The following is a 17,683-nucleotide window of genomic DNA, read 5'->3' as shown; positions in this document are numbered from 1 at the left end:
GAGGGTCAGGCGGCCGGGGGTGACCTGGTACCGGGTGGGGTCGGGGAGTTCGGCTTCGATGACGCGGCGCACGATCGTGCGGGTGACCTCGGTGGAGCCGTCGGCGGGGGCGCCGGCGCGGACGACCGGGTAGACGAAGGTGTAGTCGGCGTGCACCGCGACCCCCTGGTACTTGCCCTCGGCGAAGGTGATCCGGCCGCGCACCTTGACGACCTTCCCGGCCGGCTTCACGTCCTTCGGATTGAAGCGGCTGAAGAGGAACAGCGGGTCGTGGGTCTTGCTGGGGCTGCGCAGCGAGGTGTTGAGGTTGTCGAGCACGCTGGGCTGCTTGGGGTCGAGCACCGAGAGGGCGGCCGCGGGACGGCCGCCGGCCAGCACGTCGGGGTTCAGGTTGGCGTCCACCAGCAGTTTCCTGGTCAGCTGGAGGGCCAGTTCGACGCGGTCCTTCGGGATGGCGCCGAGCGCGGTGGCCTTCGGCAGCACGATGCCGGCCGCGCCGTCGGCCCAGCGGAGCGCCGGGGAACCGGCGAACGGGTGGGCGAGCGTCGGGGTGTCGGGAGCGGCGGCGGAGGGCGGGGCGGTCGGGGCGGCGGTCTCGTCGGGCAGCTGCGTGGTCGCGGTGTCCGTGCCGGCGGACGAGCCGAAGGGGTCGCCCGGGATCAGGGACGGCCGCATCGCCACGACGGCCACGGCGATCGCCAGCGGAAGGCCGACGACCGCCCAGACCCTGCGACGCCGGGCGGCCCGCCCGCTCTGCTCCTGCCAGGCGGGACCGGTCCGCCACCCCTCGGGCTGACCCTGCTGCCCCTTGAGCCGCTCGGCCACCTCACGGGCCCGGGCGGAGGGTTCCTTGGGGGCGGACTTGCGGATGTCCCGTTCGCTGTCGCGGAGGAACTGCTCCCACACCTCGTCGGATATGGAGGACGACGGCTCGTCCCCCGACGATTCTTCGGACCGTCTGTCAGACATGACACTCTCTCGCTCGGCCGTTCGACGGGGGCGAGAATAACCTTGGAACCGGCTGTGTCCATGCCATCCGGCACTCCAGCGCTCCGCCAGACCGAGTGACTCACATCACATGCGGGTTCTGTGAATGCGGAGGCAACCATTCACAGGACTCACCGGTCACATCTGCGGAACCAGCAGTGACATCCGATGAAGCTACGCCGGGTCACGGCCGTGATCTAAGAGGGACCTGGGCTCGGAGGGGGGCACAGGTCCCTCTTCGCTGTCCGGCCGCTCCTTAGGCCTGCTTCTTCGGCGGTACGGCCGGAATCCCGAGGAACGGCAGCCGCAGTGCGCCGAAGGCCTCGGCCGGGACCGCCGGGCGGTGCGGCTCGACCGCCCGCAGGCGCCGGTACGGCTCGCTCTGCCGCGGCCGCGGGTCCGCCTCGCCCTTGTTGGGCCAGTACGACATCGCGCGCTCGGCCTGCGCCGTGATGGTCAGGGACGGGTTCACGCCCAGGTTCGCGGAGACGGCGGCGCCGTCCACCACCGAGATGCCCGGGTGGCCGTAGAGGCGGTGGTACGGGTCGATGACCCCGGTCTCGCGGGAGTCGCCGATCGGGCAGCCGCCGAGGAAGTGGGCGGTGAGCGGGGTGCCCATCAGCTCGCCGACGTTGCTGCCGGCGAAGCCGTTGATCTCGGCCGCGAGCGTGCTGGCCGCCTCCGAGGCGGCCCTGATCTGCTTGGGATTGGGGGCGCCGTGTCCCTGCCGGGCGGTGAGCAGGCCCTTGCCGACGCCGTCCGGTTTCAGGTACGTCGTCAGGGAGTTGTCCAGCGACTGCATGACCAGCCCGATGATGGTCCGCTCCGACCAGCGCCGGTTGGAGAGCGAGCGCAGCACCAGGAGGGGGTGGCGGGCCGCGTTCGCCAGCCAGCCGCGTACACGGGAGGAGCCGTCCGCGTACGGCACCTGGAGGATCGACAGGCCGCCCATCGCGTTGGAGCCCTTGCCGTAGCGGACCGGCTCGATGTGCGTGTTCGCGTCCGGGTGGATGGACGAGGTGATCGCGACGCCCTTGGTGAAGTCGGCCTTCGGGGTGGCGTGTGCCTTGCGGTAGCGGCGGTCGTCGGTCTGGGCGCCGACCAGGGCCTCGGAGTTGGTGCGCGTGAGGTCGCCGAGGCGGTCGGAGAGGTACGGCAGCTGGCCGCCGGCCTTCATGCGGTGCAGGAGGGTCTGGGTGCCGTAGGTGCCGGCGGCGAGGACGACCCGGCGGGCCTTGAAGATCCGGCCCTTCGCCTTCCTGTCGTCGGTGGGGAGGGTGGCGACCGCGAAGCCGCCCTGGGAGTCGTCGGTGACGGAGACGACGGTGGTCATGGGGTGGACCACCGCGCCGGCCTGTTCGGCGAGGTGGAGGTAGTTCTCGTTGAGGGTGTTCTTCGCACCGTGCCGGCAGCCGGTCATGCACTCGCCGCACTCGGTGCAGGCGTTGCGGGCGGGGCCCGCGCCACCGAAGTAGGGGTCGGCGACCTGGTCGCCGGGCGCCGCCTTCGCCTCGCCGTCGGCGTCCTTGCCGTCACCGAAGAAGACGCCGACCGGGGCGAGGTGGAAGGTGTCGCCGACGCCCATCTTCTCCGCCGCCGCCTTCAGGTGGACGTCGGACGGGGTCATCGTCGGGTTGAGGCGTACGCCGAGCATGCGCTGGGCCTGGTCGTAGTACGGCTTCAGCTCCTCCTCCCAGTCCGTGATGTCGCGCCACTGGGGGTCGTCGAAGAAGGGCTTCGGCGGGACGTAGAGGGTGTTGGCGTAGGTGAGCGAGCCGCCGCCGACGCCTGCGCCGGCCAGGACCATGACGTTGCCGAGGAGGTGGATGCGCTGGATGCCGTAGCAGCCGAGCTGCGGGGCCCAGAGGTAGTTCTTTATGTCCCAGGAGTTCTTGGGGAGGTTCTCGCGGGTGAAGCGGCGGCCGGCTTCCAGGACGCCGACCTTGTAGCCCTTTTCTGTGAGGCGCAGGGCGGTTACGGAGCCGCCGAAGCCGGAGCCGACGACCAGGACGTCGTAGTCATAGGTGTCCTGAGACAACGTGCCATCTCCCCTTTGAGTGTGCACTGCGGGTGCTCGGTGACTGGTCGCGCCCACGCGGCGGAGCCGCACATCGAATGCAGCCCCGCGCCCCTGAAAGCAGGTCGGCTAGCGCAGCCTCAGTGCCTTCATCACCTTCAGGCTGGTGCTCATGAACTGGGCGTACTTCTCGTCGTCCATGCCCAGTGCGGGCGCCATCGGCAGGAGGCGCTGCTGGGCGACGGTCTGCGCCTCGGTGTACTTGAGGATGCCCTCCGAGCCGTGGCGGCGGCCGAGGCCGGAGTCCTTCATGCCGCCCATCGGGGACTGGACGCTGCCGTAGGCGGGGGCGTAGCCCTCGTTGACGTTCACCGTGCCGGTGCGCAGGCGGGCGGCGACGGCGCGGCCGCGGCTGCCGTTCCTCGACCAGACGGAGGAGTTGAGGCCGTACGGCGTGCCGTTGGCGTGTTCGACGGCCTCGTCGTCCGTCTTGAAGCGGTAGACGGAGACGACCGGCCCGAAGGTCTCCTCCGTGCAGACGGCCATCGCGTCCTCGACGCCGTCGAGAATGGTGGGCTCGTAGAAGTAGGGGCCGATGTCCGGGCGGGCGGTGCCGCCGGCGACGACGGTCGCGCCCTTCTCGACGGCCTCCTCGACGTGCCGCTTGACGGTCTCCAGCTGCCGTTCCCCGACCAGGGACCCCATGTCGGCGCCGTAGGCGAGGGACCGGCCGAGCCGCATGGCCCTGGTACGGGCGGCGAAGCGCTCCAGGAACGCGTCGGCGACGGACTCGTGGACGTAGAGCCGCTCGATGGAGATGCAGAGCTGGCCGGCCGAGGAGAAGCAGGCGCGGACCGCGCCGGCGGCGGCCTTCTCGATGTCGGCGTCGTCGAGGACCAGCATGGCGTTCTTGCCGCCGAGTTCGAGGGAGACGCCGACCAGGCGGGCGGCCGCGCCCTGGGCGACCTCGCGCCCGGTACGGGTGGAGCCGGTGAAGGAGACGTAGTCGGCGTGCCGGACGACCTCGGGGCCGACGACCGGCCCCTCGCCGAGGACGACCTGGAAGACGTCTGCGGGCAGCCCCGCCTCGATGAGCAGGTCGCGGGCCCACAGGGCGGTCAGGCAGGTCTCGGTGTCCGGCTTCATGACGACCGCGTTGCCCGCGACGAAGGCCGGGAGCGCGTCGCCGACGGAGAGTTCGAGGGGGTAGTTCCAGGGGGCTATCTGGCCGACCACGCCCCGCGGGTGGCGGAGTTCGGTCACGCGGGTGAGGGTGGGCATGGCGCCCGCGTGCCGCTTGGGGCGGAGGTAGGCGGGGGCCTTGCGGCCGTAGTGGCGGCTGGCGACCGCGACGGCCTGGACCTCCTCGTGGGCGTGCAGGCGGGCCTTGCCGGTCTCCAGCTGGATGAGGTCGAGGACCTCGGCCTGGCGGGCCAGGATCAGGTCGTGGAAGCGGAGCAGGACGGCGGCCCGCTGCCGTACCGGCACCTTCGCCCACACGGCCTGTGCGGCACGGGCCGCGTCGAAGGCCTTGGCCACGTCCTCGGGGGTGGACTCGGGCAGGTCGGCCAGCTTCTCGCCGGTGAAGGGCGTGTGGTTGGCCGTACGGCCGGAGCCGACGACACCCTTGGTGAGCTGGGCGACCAGCTCGGGGGTGACCACGTCGGCGGCGGTTCGGGCCCCTGCGGGGGCGGGGGCGAGCGGGTTCGTGCCGGTGGGGGCCGGTGCGTGGGCCGGGGCCTGCGAGTCCGTCATGAGCCGCAGGGTATTCGGGAGCGGGGCCTTTGGGTACCCGTGGGTAACCCGGTTTCACCGACCGCACACACACTGCCAGTGATCACTGGCAGGGAATGTGCTGATCAGCGCCTCGGGAGCGGACGATCAACCACGTTCCGGTTTTTTGGCGAGGAGGAGGCCGAGGGCGGTGAGGGGGGTGAGGCGGCGGGGTTCGGGGGGCGCGGGCGGCACGGGAGCCGGCGCCGGGGGCGGCGCGGCGGCGGGTTCGGCCGCCCAGGCCGGAAGGGTCGCTCCGGCGGCCTCGGCGAGCGCCTCGGCGGCCTCCCGGGCCGTCGGCCGGGACTCCGGTTCCGGGGCGAGGAGCTGCTCGAGAAGCGGTCCGAGAGAGCCCGGTGCGCCGTCCGTGGCCGCGCGGAGCAACGCGCCCAGGGACCACAGGTCGGAGGCGGGACCCGCCCCGCGCCCCGCACCGCACTCCGGGGCGTCGAAGGGGCCGCACCCCTCTCCCCCGCCGATGCCGAAGTCGGTGACGACGACACGGTCGCCGTCCGCTCCGAGGAGGACGTTGGACGGCTTGAGGTCACGGTGGACGATGCCGACGCAGTGCGCGGCGTGCAGGGCGCCGAGGACGGCGAGCCCGATCCGGGCGGCCTCGGCGGACGGCAGCGGGCCCCGGGCGGCGAGGACGGCGTGCAGCGCCTCCCCCTCCACCAACTCCATGACGACCCAGGGAAGTTCGTCATCGAGGAGTACGTCGTGAATGGCGACGGCAGCCGGGTGGTCGACGCGGGCGGCGGCCCGGGCCTCGTGCAGCAGCCGCTGGGCGGCGCGCTGCCGTTCCGCACCGCCCGGCTCTTTGGCCAGGCGCGGCTCCTTGACGGCGACGTCCCGCCCGCCCTGCTCGTCGCGGGCCCGCCACACGGTGCCGGCCGGCCCGGAGCCGATGCGCTGCGCGAGCCGATAACGCCCGCCGACCAGACGTCCCTCGACCGGCTGTTCGCCGTCTTCGCTCATGCCACATGAGTACCTTGCGCACCATGCCGTTGTCGAAGCGACGCGGTCAGCGGCGTACGGGTCGGGGCCCCTCCCTGTGGGAGGGGCCCCGACCGCCGAACGGACGCGCCTGTCCAGGCGCGGTAAGGAACATCAGGGAGTTACGGCATGTGGCCGTCCCGCACGACTTCTTCCGCCTCTTCGAGCGCCTCACGGCAGAGTGCCTGCCGCTCACCGTCGAGGTGGTCCGCCGAGCGCCTGAGGCAGTCGACGACCTCGGGGGACGAGTCGGCCAGTTGCGGCACGAGGAAACAGAACTCCTTGTACCAGTTCAGGCTTTCGTCCTCCGCGTGGCGGATCAGCGCCGGCACGCCGTCCAGGATTCGCCGACGCGCGTACTGGGCGACATCCGTGTCCGCCCCGTCCAGCACCACGAAGAGCCCGGCTGCGCGAGCATTCAGGACTGCCTCCAGCAGGCTCACCGCCTCAGCGGGGAGACGTTCGCGGTTCTCCAGACGCTCGACCAGCACGTCGACGCAGGCCGCCGCCGCCGAGTACAGCTGTCCCTGGTTCGCGACCTCGCAGTACAGAACCCCGTAGGCCCGCTGCCGCTCGCCGCCGTCCTCGTCCAGCAGCAACTCCAGGTACCCGGGAATCCGCTCCCCCGGGAGGGTCTGGCAGGTGAGCGCCGACCAGTCCCATCGGCCGCTTCCTTTCACTGAAGGTCACTCTCCCACGTCGTTGTGTCGTACTTGGTGACGGAGAGCTTGGTGCCCGTGCGCGCCTCGCCCTGCCAGGTGGAGACCGCCCGGCCCGGTTCGTCGTGGACCGTCGACGTCTTGTCGCCGTTCACCGTGACGGAGGCGGCCCGCGTCGTCGTAGCCGTACGACGTGGTGACCGCTGCGCCGTCCGCGGGACACTGGATCTGGGGCGTGTTGTCCCGGCCGTCCTTCACCACCGTCGACTTGACGCCGCCCTGCGGCGGGGTGGTCGTGACGCGGTCGCCGCCGTACGCGTACGTGGTGCGGTACTTCTCCGTGCCCTGGACCTTGAAGACCGACGCCGTGGTGCGGCCCGCGCCGTCGCACTCGGTGACCGTCTGGGCGTCGAGGCCGGCGTCGTCGTTCCGGCCCGCCCCGGGCCGCTGCTCGTCCCGCTGCTCATCCCGCCGTGAACGTGTCGACGGCGACGTCGAAGTACTCCCGCGCCTCCCGCACCTTCCCGACCGGGGCCGACACCCACACGTCGTACAGCCGACCGCCCTCCTCCCAGCAGAGGTCGTAGGTGTGCCGCGGTCCCTCCGCCGCGCTGAAGCCCTGCCAGGTGAACTCCCAGAACGCGGCGGGGTGCCCGGAGTGGGTGGTGTCGGTGACCCGGCCGTCGTGGTAACCGGGGTTCGTGCTCGGCCCCTCGGCCGCCGCGCGCCGCATCACCCCGCCCGGTCCGCCGGTCTGCGTCTCGGAGAGCCTGATGCCGAGCCGGAAGGTCTGCCCCGGCGACAGGTAGAAGACGCGCTCGCCCTGCGGCTCGCGGGTGAAACCCTCCGGTACGGCCAGGGAGAAACCGGCCGGGTCGCGCGCGAGGCGGTAGCCGGAGGGTGCGGTGCTGGAGTGGGAGGTGGGGGGCGGCTGGGCGGTCGGAGAAGAAGAGGAAGCAGAGGAAGCAGAGGAAGCGGAGGAAGCGGAGGAAGAAGGAGTCGGGGAGGTCGCCGTGGCGGAGGAGCCCGTCCGGTGCGACGTGGAGACGCCCGTCGTGCCCCCGGGACCCGGGGTGCTGCCGCCGCCGTCCCCGTGGAACAGCAGCGTGGCCGCCGACACGCCCGCCCCGGCCATCGCGGCGACCAGCAGCGCGGCGACCAGCACCCCGCGGGTGGAGGTCCGGGGCGGCACGGCGGGTTCCGGAGGCGGCGGTCGCGGAACGTCCCGCTGGGTCGGCGTGTACGACGCGACGCCCGCGCTCTGCGCCGCATCACCGGCGCCCGTCACGGCCCCCGTCTCCAGGAAACCGCGCAGCATCAGCTCGGCCTCCGCCGCACCCAGCCGGAGCTCGGGGTCACGCTCCAGCAGCCCGCGGACGACCGGCAGCAGCGGCTCGGCCTGGACCGGTGGCCGGATCTCGTCGGAGACCACGGCGTGCAGGATCCCGCCGAGCGAGTCGCGGCGGAACGGCGACTCGCCGCTGAGCGCCGCGCACAGCAGCACCCCCAGCGACCACAGGTCGGCGGCCGGACCGGACCGGCCGCCCGACATCCGCTCGGGCGCGGTGTACTCGGGCGAGCCGACGAAGGAACCGGTCTCGGTGAGCGTGGTGGCGCCCGCGACCTGCGCGATGCCGAAGTCGGTGAGCACGACACGCCCGGTGGCGGCCTCGACGAGGACGTTCGCCGGCTTGATGTCCCGGTGCAGCACCCCGGCCCCGTGCGCCGCCCGCACCGCGCTCAGCAGCGCGATCCCGATCCGCGCGGCCTCACCGACGTCCACCGGCCCGCTCCGCGAGATCCGGTCGGCGAGTGAACCGCCCTCGATCAGCTCCATGACGATGTACGGCCGTCCGCCGTCCTCGACCACGTCGTGCACGACGATGATGTGCGGGTGGTGCAACTGGGCGACGGTCTGCGCCTCCCGCAGCGCGCGTTCGCGGCGCAGCCGGGCGTCGTCGTCCGGGAGGGAGTCGTCGACGGTGAGCTCCTTGACGGCGACCTCCCGTCCCAGCAACTGGTCGGCCGCGCGCCATACGACACCCATGCCGCCCCGCCCGAGCCGCGCCTGAAGGCGATAACGCCCCGCGATCAGACGGACGACGTCCCCGTCGGTCCCCATGGCCCCATGATGCCGCACCGGACGCCCCCCTTCCGGCGCGGTGACCGGCCAAGTGCGCCGCCGTGACCACTTCAGGGCCGACCGTTTTCAGCCACATCGAGTTCTGAAATGGATACAGGGCACGGCAAATCATCCGGACATAAACCCTGAGCAAGGTAAAACGGGTGGCTGGAACCATGCTGCCATGCGAATCATGGAAGCCTTATCGTTTTTCTTTATGGGAAACACATTGAAGCGCCTTTCCGTCACGAGCGTCGCGGCGGCGGCGATATTCGCCACGACCACCGTGACCGACGCCAGCGCGGCGAGTGGCGGCGCATCATGCTCCACGACCGGCGCCAAGGGGAGCATGACGTTCACCAACTGGTCGGACAATTACGTGGACATCAGCGGTTGGGTCAAGGACACCGCCGCCGATGGTCACCATGTGGGCATTCAGCTCATGTCCTCCAACGGTGGCGAGAACCTCAAGGACTGGCCCTGGCACTACGAATACGACGGAAACGGATCGACTCTCACCTTCAGCACTCACGCGTCGGACACCGATAATTGGCTCCGCTATGTCGGTGTGCACGTGGCGGTCTGGGAAGGGAACAAGATCGTCAGCGGGCTCACCTGCTCGGATTGGGCCTGAGCGCCGCTGGACGCTCTCACGGCTTGACTTCGCCCTCTCGCCAGCCCTGGAGAACGGAGGTGAACTGCTTGCTGGTGGTGGCCCAGTCGTCGGTCGGTGAGGCCGTGTAGATCGCGTACTCGACGCCGTCGCCGGTGAAGTAGCCGACGTCGAGGGCCCGGTACGCCCCCGGCACCTTCACGTCCTTCGGCAGCGCGGTCCACGTGTACTCCCAGCGGGAGCTCGGCAGATCGCGGTACGTGTCCTTCTTCAGGCTCACCGTCTTGTAGTCCACCAGCCTCTTTCTGAGCTGCCCCTCAAGGTTGCGCATGTGGTCGTACGCGTTGCTGTAGTCGGGTGAAGTGTCGACAGCGACGCGTACGAGGTGCGTGCCCCCGTCGGGCGAGTAGTCGATCTGCTCCAGGCCGTCCGTCTTCTTGATGGACACCGAGCGCTTCCAGCCCGCGGGCAGGTACAGCGTGAAGCCCACGGGGTCGTCGTACTGCTGCCAGCCCGCGGGAATCGTGCCGTCCGGTGCCACGGTCGCGCCGCCCGAAGAGGTGGAACCGGACGTGGCCGGCGTGATCACACTGCCGGTGTCGTCCCGCTGCTGTCCGAAGTCCCACTTCTGCATGGCGACGGCCGTGCCGCCACCGAGCAGCGCGGCCACGGCGACGACGAGTGCGAGCGTGCGCAGCCGGCGCCGCTTGGGCTGGACGGCGACGGGGGCGGACGGCGCGGCGACCGCCGTCGGCGAGGTCGTGGAACCCCCCGGGGGGCGCTGCCCGCCGTACGAGCTCCCGTACGCCCCGCCCCGCGAACCGTCGTACGCCTCGGCGTGCGAACCGCCGTACGGGCGCTCCTGCGAGCCCCCGGAGTCCAGCCAGGTCCCACCGGCATGCGACTGCGTCGGCACGTACTTCTGCGCCCCGCTCGGCCGCCGTCCCTCCGCCGCCTCGGCGAGCATCTGCTCGACCTCTTCGGGGCTCGGGCGCTGCGCGGGCTCCTTGCGCAGCAGGGCTGTGATGACCGGCCCCAGCGGGCCCGCGCTGTGCGGCTCGCCGGCCTCGTCCTCGACGACCGCCTGCATGGTGGTCAGCGGCGAGGTGCGGCGGAACGGCGAGCGCCCCTCCACCGCCGTGTACAGCGTCGCGCCCAGCGCCCACAGGTCGGAGGACGGCCCCGGGTCGTGCCCGCGCACGCGCTCCGGCGCGAGGTAGTCGACGGATCCGACCACTTCGCCGGTACGGGTGATCGTCGTGTCGCCCTCGATCTGGGCGATGCCGAAGTCGGTGAGGAGGACCCGGCCGTCCCGGCCGATCAGTACGTTGCCTGGCTTGACGTCCCGGTGCAGCACCCCGGCGCCGTGCGCGGCGCGCAGCGCGCGCAGCACCCACAGCCCGATCCGGGCGGCCTCCCGCGGCTCGATGCGTCCCTGCTCCTTGACCGCGTCGGCCAGTGAGTGGCCCTCGACCAGCTCCATGACGATCCACGGGCGGCCGTCGTGTTCGAGTACGTCGTGGACGGTGACGACGGCGGAGTGGTTGATGCGCGCCGCGGCCCGGGCCTCCGCCCGGGTCCGGGCCAGCAGGATGGCCTGGTCGCCCTCGGCGACGTAGAGCGCGGCCGTCAACTCCTTGATGGCGACCGCCCGGTGCAGCACTTCGTCATGGGCGCGCCACACCCGGCCCATGCCGCCGCTGCCGATGATGTCGGCCAGCCGGTAGCGGCCCGCGATGAGCAGGCCCTGCATCTGATTCACGTTGCCCCGCAATGCTCTTGTCAGGGTCAGACTAAGGACCGCGCCCCGGTCAGGGAACAAGGGGGGTCCCACGGAGACAGCACTGTGACGGTTCGCGCCTCCGCCACCGGATGTGAACGAGATCCCCGCACCGGAACGGGAACCAACCGCCCCCGGCGCGCGTTCACTTGCGCCCGGCCCGCCTCCTCGTACGGCTGCCGCTGCGGCTGTCTCTCAGCCCGTGTACTTGTAGGTCGACGACGCCTGCTCGTACAGCGTGGTGACCTCGTCCCGGTCGGACTCGGGGCCGCGCACCTGCACGATGTGGTACCTCCCGTTGATCAGGAAGACCATGTTGCGCACGAACAGGTCGCCCTGCTGACCGTCCGTCCAGGTGAACTGCCCCTCGGCCGACACCTGCTGACCCACCGTGATGGTCCGCAGCCCGCCCGCGGTGGCCCAGCTGGAGTCCCGGTAGGGCTGCAGTTCCGGTTCCTTGTCCCGCTGGTACGCCATCGGGTCGCTGCCGTAGGACGCCGCGCTGTCCCGTCCGGCCACGACGATCAGCTCGAACTTCCCGTGCGCGTAGATCACCTGGCCGCTGCTGTTCTTCGGGGAGCGGCTCCAGCCGTCGGCGACGGCGATCCGGAAGCCGTTCGGGTCGTCGCGCAGGGTGAAGCCGTGGGCGACCGTGGAGCCGCCGGTCGAACCGGCGGTGGTCTGCGTCTCGGTGGACGGGGTCGACGTGGGGGACGACGTGGGAGTCGGTGTCGGCGTCCGGTCGTGACTGGGCGCGGGACTCGCCTGGCCGGCCGTGCCCGTCCGGTCGCCGGTCGCCGCGCCGCCCTCGTCCCCGGTGTCCTTCTTCGGCAGGAACAGCATGGCGTACGCGACCGCCGCGGCCAGCAGGAGCAGGACCAGCAGGAGCAGCGTACGGCCCAGCCGGCGCGGGGACCTGGCCTCCTCCCGGGCCCGCTTGTGCCGGCCGTGGGGCGCCGGGAGCCCGGCCCTGCGCCTGCGCACCAGCTCACCGCGGCGCCGGACGATCGGCAGCCGCCGGGGATCGGCGGGCGGGGCGGCGACGACATGCGTACCGGCGTCCGGCTCGGGCGCCGACCGCACCAGCGAGCGCAGCCAGCCGCGCAGCTCCTCGAAGTCCAGCCGCTCGGTAGGGTCCTGACGCAGCAACGACTCCACGACCGGCCTGAGCGACCCGCACTCCTCCGCGAAGGCGGGCGGCTCCGAGCACACCAGCTGCACCAGCTCGGCCGTCGACTCCTCCGGGTACGGCGCGTGCCCCTGCACCGACCGGAACAGCAGCGCGCCGAGCGCCCACAGGTCGGTGGCAGGACCGATGGGCGCCGCCAGCTGCCAGTTCTCGTGCACGGGAACGGCCTGCTCCGGCGCCCAGCGCTCGGTCACCGGCCCCACGACGGTCATCCGCACCTGCCGCGCCCGCTCGGCGGCCAGCGCGGTGGCGGGCCCCCGCCGGCCGGGGACGGCCGCACCGGGCTCGTCCCAGCGGGTGGGGACGGGTCCGGTGCCCTGTGCGGGCACGACGGCGTGCGGCGGCCCCTGGACTCCGGGGAGTTCGGCACCGGTCCGGGGCAGGCCTGCGCCGGTGCCGGTGCCGGTGCCGGTCAGGGGAGTGCCCGCGCCGGGGCCGGCGGTCGGGAGCGCGGTGCGTTCCTGGCCGGGGACCACCGCCGGGGGCGTGCCGGTGCGGGGGCGGGGTGCGGCGCCGTGCCAGGGCGACGGCGCGCCGCGCACCCCGTACGGGTCCGCTATCTGGCCGGGCGGCATACTTCCGGCGGCCCGCTGCTCCCCGCCCGGCGCCTGCGCCTGCCCGTTCGCGTACGGCGGTTGCGCCACGCCGTTGGCCTGGCCCGGGGCGTACGGCGGCTGCGCCACGCCGTTGGCATACGGCTGCTGGGCCGCCCCGTCGGCGTGTCCCGGGCCGTACGGCGGCTGCGGCGCGGGCGCCGCGGTGTCGCCCTCGGCCGGCGGCCGGGCACCGGGCAGCGCGGCCCGCCCGCTCTGCTGGGCCTCCTGGACCCGGGCGGCGGCCCTGGCTCCCGCCCGGTACGCAGCGATCGCCCCGGCCCGGGCGGCCCGGATGTCCGAGCCGGTCTCCAGCGTCCGACGCTCCACGGCCCCGGTACCGGCGGCACCGCCCGGACCGGTGCCGGCCGGACCCTCGTCCGGACCGGCCCCCGGCAGCCCGCCGGCAGCCCGCGCCTGGATCGCGGCGCGCCGAGCGGCCTCGGGGTCGGTCTCCGGCGCGCCCGGCGCCTGCTGCGCGCCGGCCGTACCACCGGACGCACCACCGATGCTCCCGATGCCCCCGACGGCGACGACACCCGAACCGACGGAAACGCCCGAAACACCCGGACCGGGCGAAACGTTCGGGCCGGGCGGACCGCCGGGCGTGCCGGAACCTTCCGCCTCCCCGACCCGCCGACGGCCACCGGTCTCCGGGCCGCCCTCGCCGCCCTCACCCTCCTGCGCCGGCACCGGGTCGTACCCGCACAGCGCCTCCTCCGCCGCCCCGACCGCGAGGCCGGTCAGCATCACCCGGCCGTCGTCGCAGACGAGGACCGTGCGGGCGGTGATGTTGCGGTGCACCCAGCCGTGGGCGTGCAGCACCCGCAGCGCCATCAGCACGTCCGAGGCGACCTCGGCCGCCCGGTACGGGCTCAGCGGCTGCTCGGCGAGGACCGCGGCCAGGGACCGCGCGGCGACCGACTCGCTGACGATCCACAGCGAACCGCCCTCGGCGAACACGTCGAAGACCTGGTCGAGCCGGGGATGGTCGGGGATCCGGGCGGCGGCCTGCGCGGCCTCGACGGCGCGCCGCACCACCGGGTCGCTGGGCCGGCGTGTCGCGGTGCGCGCCGTCGCCGGCCGCCGGGCCCCACGGTCACGCGCAGTGAAACCCTCCGGCAGTCCCTCGGCGTCCAGCACCTCGGCCTCGACGACCTCCGGCAGGGGCACCTGGCGGACGAACACCTCCTGCCCGCTGTAGGTGTCGAAGGCCCGGGTCTCGGTGTGTTCGTACTCGTCGGAGGGGGGCAGCGGCAGGCGGTAGCGGTCGGCGAGCACCCGACCCGCGTAGTCGTCCACGTTGCCTCCCCCGGCCGCCCGGCTGGTCAAATCCGTTCGTTTCGCGGCCCGTTCTGTGTGCATACCTGGATGCGTACGGTCCGCAACCACTCACGATACGTGCCGGAGGCAAGTCTCATTGTGGCGATGCGAATTTGTCACTTGGGCTCGAAGGACGCCGTCAGCGTCTTCCAGGTGTCCTTGCGCAGCTCACTGCTCCAGCCGTCGGCCTTCGCGGTGTACATCAGCGCGTACCCCTGCTTGGAGCTGACGACGAACCCCCGGTCGATCGTGTGGTACTTGGTGCCACCGTCGACGTAGGTGAACTCCCAGTCGGCCGTGTTCCAGCCGCGGTAGCCCACCTCGGCTATGCGGACCTTCTGGTACTGGGAGCGCACCATGTAACGCTCCTGGTTCTCCCAGTCCGCCACCGGGTCGTTCTTGGGCGTGCTCGTCCAGGCGATCAGCAGCTTCTGCCCGTCGGGCCCGGTGAACCGGTCTCCGGCGGAACTGCTGGTCTGGAACTTCCAGCCCTTGGGCAGCCCGATCGAGTACCCCTGGTCACCCTTGTACGTCTGCACCACCGGCGCGCTGCCACTGCCGCTCGCACTGCCACTGAAGTTCGACGCCGAGGACGCGTCGTCGCCGGAGTCGGCCGAGCCGTCGTTCCCGGAGGTATCGGCCGCCGACGCGTCCCCGTCCGTCTGCGTGCCGCCGCTCGTGTCCTGCTTGGTGGAGTCCTTCGAACCGGACTTCGAACCGGACTTCGAACCGGAACCGGTACTCGCGCTCGCCCCCGCGGACGCCACCGCCTTGGAACCGCCGCTCTTGCCGCTCCCCTTGCTGTCCCCGTCGTCACCGTTGAACATGAGGGCGAGCACGGTGCCGAGCACCGCGAGCACCACCACCACGGCGATGATCACCAGGGTGCGCTTGGGCACCACGTCGGTGAGCGGTGCCTTGGGCACGGGCCTGGGCGCCACGTCCAGATCCGGCGGCGACATCACGGGCCACCCCGAACTCGCCCTGCCTGCTGCCGGCTTGGGCCCCGCCGGGGCGGTGGCGGCGGGCGGACGCGCACCCCCGACCGGCCCCGAGGGCGAACCGGTCACGACCGGGCCGGCGGGCGCCGCGGGTGTCGCGGCCGCGCTCGCCTCGGCGCCCGCGGCGGCGCTCTTCGTCCGGCTCGCGGCCGCGGCACCGGCCGCCCCCGCGGCCTTCCGCACCGACCGCAGCGCCCCGCGCAGCTTCTCCCCGGCCTCCTCGCCCCGCTTGGCCCCGGCGCCCTTCTCCTCTTGCGGCGCCTCGGGCTGCGGAGGCAGCGGTACGACCCGGGTGGCATCCGCGGGGACTTCCTTCGGCGCGTTGATGACCGCGTCGAGCATCGCCCGCGCGCCCGCGTCGTCCAGCCGCTTGGCCGGATCCTTGATGAGCAGCCCGTAGATGACGTCCTTCAGCGGTCCCGCGTTCTTGGGCTCCTCCAGCTGCTCGGTCATCACCGCCGTCAGGGTGGCGATCGCCGACCCCTTGTCGTACGGCGGCGCACCTTCGACCGCCGCGTACAGCAGGCCACCTAGCGACCACAGGTCGGCCGCCGGGCCGGGCTTGTGACCACGGGCCCGCTCCGGGGAGATGTAGGAGGGGGCGCCGACGAGCATGCCGGTGGAGGTGATGGACGGGTCGCCCTCGACCTGGGCGATGCCGAAGTCGGTGAGCACGACCCGGCCGTCGCTCTCGGAGATCAGCACGTTGGACGGCTTCACGTCCCGGTGCAGGATGCCCTCGCGGTGTGCCGACCGCAGCACGTCCAGGACCGCCAGCCCGACCTCGGCCGCCCGCTTCGGCTCCAGCAGGCCGTCCTCCCGGATGACCTCGGCCAGCGACTTGCCCTCGACCAGCTCCATCACGATCCAGGGCCGGTCGTCCTCGTCGACCACGTCGAAGACCGTCACCGCGCTGTTGTTGCGGATCCGGGCGATCGCCTTGGCCTCGCGCAGGGTGCGCGTGATCAGGCGCCGCTTCTCCTCCTCGTCGATGTTCGACGGGAACCGCAGCTCCTTGACGGCCACCGTCCGGCCGAGGGTCTCGTCCTCGGCCCGCCACACCGTGCCCATGCCGCCGCGGCCGAGCACTCCTCCCAGCCGGTACCGCCCGGCGAGAAGACGCTCCTTGTTGTCCTGACGAGTCTCCTGACGAGAAGTCCCCGCCCGCTCCGCCTCCGACATGCGTCCCCTCATGCAACCCGCCCTGACAGAGCCTCCATTGTCCCTCACCCGACAAGTGCCCAACGCCCAGGGGCCCCCTGATCGCGCATCCGGGCCGGCCGATCGGAACCCCCGGTGACGGGTGCGTCACACGGGCGGGATGATGAGCTTCCGGAAGGGAGGAACCCGGATGCCGTCGCTTCGGACACTGGTGACCATACCGGTCGCTCTCGCCCTGCTGTTCGCCCCGCTGATGGCCGGTTCCGCATCTTCCGCGGAGGCCACGGACCCCCTCCTGTCACAGTTCGTCATCAAAGGCGGAGCACCCGCAGCCGCGCTCCTGGACCACGACGGCGACGACGTCCGCTTTGCGGCCGCCGGTCCGGGAATCGCCCGTGCCGACCGCTTCCGCGCCGGCAGCATCACGAAGACCTTCATCGCCACCGTCGTCCTGCAACTGGCCACGGAACACCGGCTCTCCCTGTCCGACACCGTGGAGCGGTATCTGCCGGGACTGCTGCGCGGGCACGGCGCCGACGGGCGGAGGATCACTCTGCGGGCCCTGCTCAGCCACACCAGCGGGCTCCCCGACTTCACCACGGTCACCCGGGGGGCCGTCCCCCTGACCCCGCTTCAGGCCGTACGCATCTCACTCGCCCTCCCTTCGACCCGGCTGGGTCGCTACGCGTACTCCAGCACCGACTACGTCGTGCTCGGCATGGTCATCCGTCAGGTCACCGGCCACTCGTACGCCACCGAGGTCCGGCGCCGCATCATCACCCCCCTTCGTCTCACGGGCACGTCCTTCCCCGGCGCCCGCACCACACTGCCCTCCCCGCACGGCCGCGCCTACGAGACCGACGGCTCCGACGTCACCGAGCTCGACCCGCGCGTGGCCGGCGCGGCGGGTGAGCTGGTGACCACGCTCGACGACCTGGACCGCTTCTACGCGGCGCTGCTGGACGGCGAGCTGCTGCCCCCGCGATGGCTGCGCGAGATGCTCGACACCCGTGCCGCACATGGCGTGTACGGCCTGGGGATCTTTCCTGTGAAACTGCCGTGCGGGACCACGGTGTGGGGTCACAACGGCCGGATCGCGGGCAGCTATGTGCGGAGCGCTGCCTCGATCGGCGGCCGGCATGTCCTTACGTTCCGCGTGAACACGACGGCGATCGCGGACCCGGCCCTCGAACCCGCACTGCTCGCGGCCGAGTTCTGCCCTCGCAATGGGTAGAACGGTCGGGGTTCGGAGGGAGATCCCGATGCCGGGTCGCTCGATCGGGTGATGCCGGACGGTCGGGTGGCACGGTGGTCCGGCACCGCGGGAAACCACCGCCGTGGCTCGCCGCCGTCGCGGCGCGGAAGAATCCTCCGGCGGCCGACCGACAAGAAGCACCGGGCTCGGGCTGCAGGCGAGCAGCGGGAGCGGGCAGCAGGCACCGGCCACGGACGCTCCCTCACCACCCCGC

12 protein-coding genes are annotated in these 17,683 nt (G+C 72.3%); 3 read left to right on the top strand and 9 right to left on the bottom strand.

The window, feature by feature from the left end; genetic code table 11:
- From JF597_RS39010 to JF597_RS38990, 5 genes are all read right to left on the bottom strand, one after another.
- Window positions 1–969: hypothetical protein (locus JF597_RS39010; RefSeq protein ID WP_294008047.1), on the bottom strand; the 969-nt coding region annotated here is incomplete at its 3' end.
- A 274-nt stretch (window positions 970–1,243) separates the two neighbouring features.
- Complete coding sequence (locus tag JF597_RS39005; protein ID WP_294008045.1) at window positions 1,244–3,025, bottom strand: GMC family oxidoreductase; 1,782 nt, start codon at window positions 3,023–3,025, stop codon at window positions 1,244–1,246.
- Window positions 3,026–3,133: 108 nt separating this feature from the next.
- A complete protein-coding gene (locus JF597_RS39000; RefSeq protein WP_294008043.1) occupies window positions 3,134–4,759 on the bottom strand; it encodes a succinic semialdehyde dehydrogenase in 1,626 nt (541 codons plus the stop codon).
- 126 nt (window positions 4,760–4,885) lie between these two features.
- Window positions 4,886–5,755 carry a serine/threonine-protein kinase gene (locus JF597_RS38995; RefSeq protein ID WP_294008041.1) on the bottom strand — a complete coding sequence of 290 codons (870 nt, stop codon included), beginning with the start codon at window positions 5,753–5,755 and terminating at the stop codon, window positions 4,886–4,888.
- A gap of 140 nt (window positions 5,756–5,895) precedes the next feature.
- Complete coding sequence (locus JF597_RS38990; protein WP_294008039.1) at window positions 5,896–6,453, bottom strand: hypothetical protein; 558 nt, start codon at window positions 6,451–6,453, stop codon at window positions 5,896–5,898.
- 51 nt (window positions 6,454–6,504) lie between these two features.
- Here JF597_RS38990 and JF597_RS38985 point away from each other — a divergent pair, with 51 nt between their 5' ends.
- Window positions 6,505–6,909 carry a hypothetical protein gene (locus JF597_RS38985; protein WP_294008037.1) on the top strand — a complete coding sequence of 135 codons (405 nt, stop codon included), beginning with the start codon at window positions 6,505–6,507 and terminating at the stop codon, window positions 6,907–6,909.
- On the opposite strand, the gene JF597_RS38980 is transcribed toward JF597_RS38985, so the two are convergent.
- Entirely contained in the window at window positions 6,896–8,554 is a 1,659-nt protein-coding gene (locus JF597_RS38980; protein WP_294008035.1) for a serine/threonine-protein kinase, read from the bottom strand. The genes JF597_RS38985 and JF597_RS38980 overlap by 14 nt on opposite strands.
- 40 nt (window positions 8,555–8,594) lie before the next feature.
- Here JF597_RS38980 and JF597_RS38975 point away from each other — a divergent pair, with 40 nt between their 5' ends.
- Window positions 8,595–9,188 carry a hypothetical protein gene (locus tag JF597_RS38975; RefSeq protein WP_294008034.1) on the top strand — a complete coding sequence of 198 codons (594 nt, stop codon included), beginning with the start codon at window positions 8,595–8,597 and terminating at the stop codon, window positions 9,186–9,188.
- 16 nt (window positions 9,189–9,204) lie between these two features.
- On the opposite strand, the gene JF597_RS38970 is transcribed toward JF597_RS38975, so the two are convergent.
- The 3 genes from JF597_RS38970 to JF597_RS38960 form a co-directional block, all read right to left on the bottom strand.
- On the bottom strand, window positions 9,205–10,920 hold the full coding sequence (locus JF597_RS38970) for a serine/threonine-protein kinase (RefSeq protein WP_294008032.1): 1,716 nt from the start codon (window positions 10,918–10,920) through the stop codon (window positions 9,205–9,207).
- A 222-nt stretch (window positions 10,921–11,142) separates the two neighbouring features.
- Window positions 11,143–14,031: a protein kinase gene (locus tag JF597_RS38965; RefSeq protein WP_294008030.1), complete on the bottom strand. Its 2,889-nt coding sequence runs from the start codon at window positions 14,029–14,031 to the stop codon at window positions 11,143–11,145.
- Window positions 14,032–14,168: 137 nt separating this feature from the next.
- On the bottom strand, window positions 14,169–16,235 hold the full coding sequence (locus tag JF597_RS38960) for a serine/threonine-protein kinase (protein ID WP_294008130.1): 2,067 nt from the start codon (window positions 16,233–16,235) through the stop codon (window positions 14,169–14,171).
- A gap of 169 nt (window positions 16,236–16,404) precedes the next feature.
- Between JF597_RS38960 and JF597_RS38955 the strand changes: the two genes are divergently transcribed.
- Window positions 16,405–17,448, top strand: coding sequence for a serine hydrolase domain-containing protein (locus JF597_RS38955; RefSeq protein ID WP_294008028.1), 1,044 nt, complete (start codon window positions 16,405–16,407; stop codon window positions 17,446–17,448).
- Window positions 17,449–17,683: the final 235 nt, after the last annotated feature.

The organism is Streptomyces sp., assembly GCF_019510245.1.
GTDB lineage: Bacteria > Actinomycetota > Actinomycetes > Streptomycetales > Streptomycetaceae > Streptomyces.
Note: the sequence above shows the minus strand (reverse complement) of the source record. Positions and strands in the feature narration are given on the sequence as shown.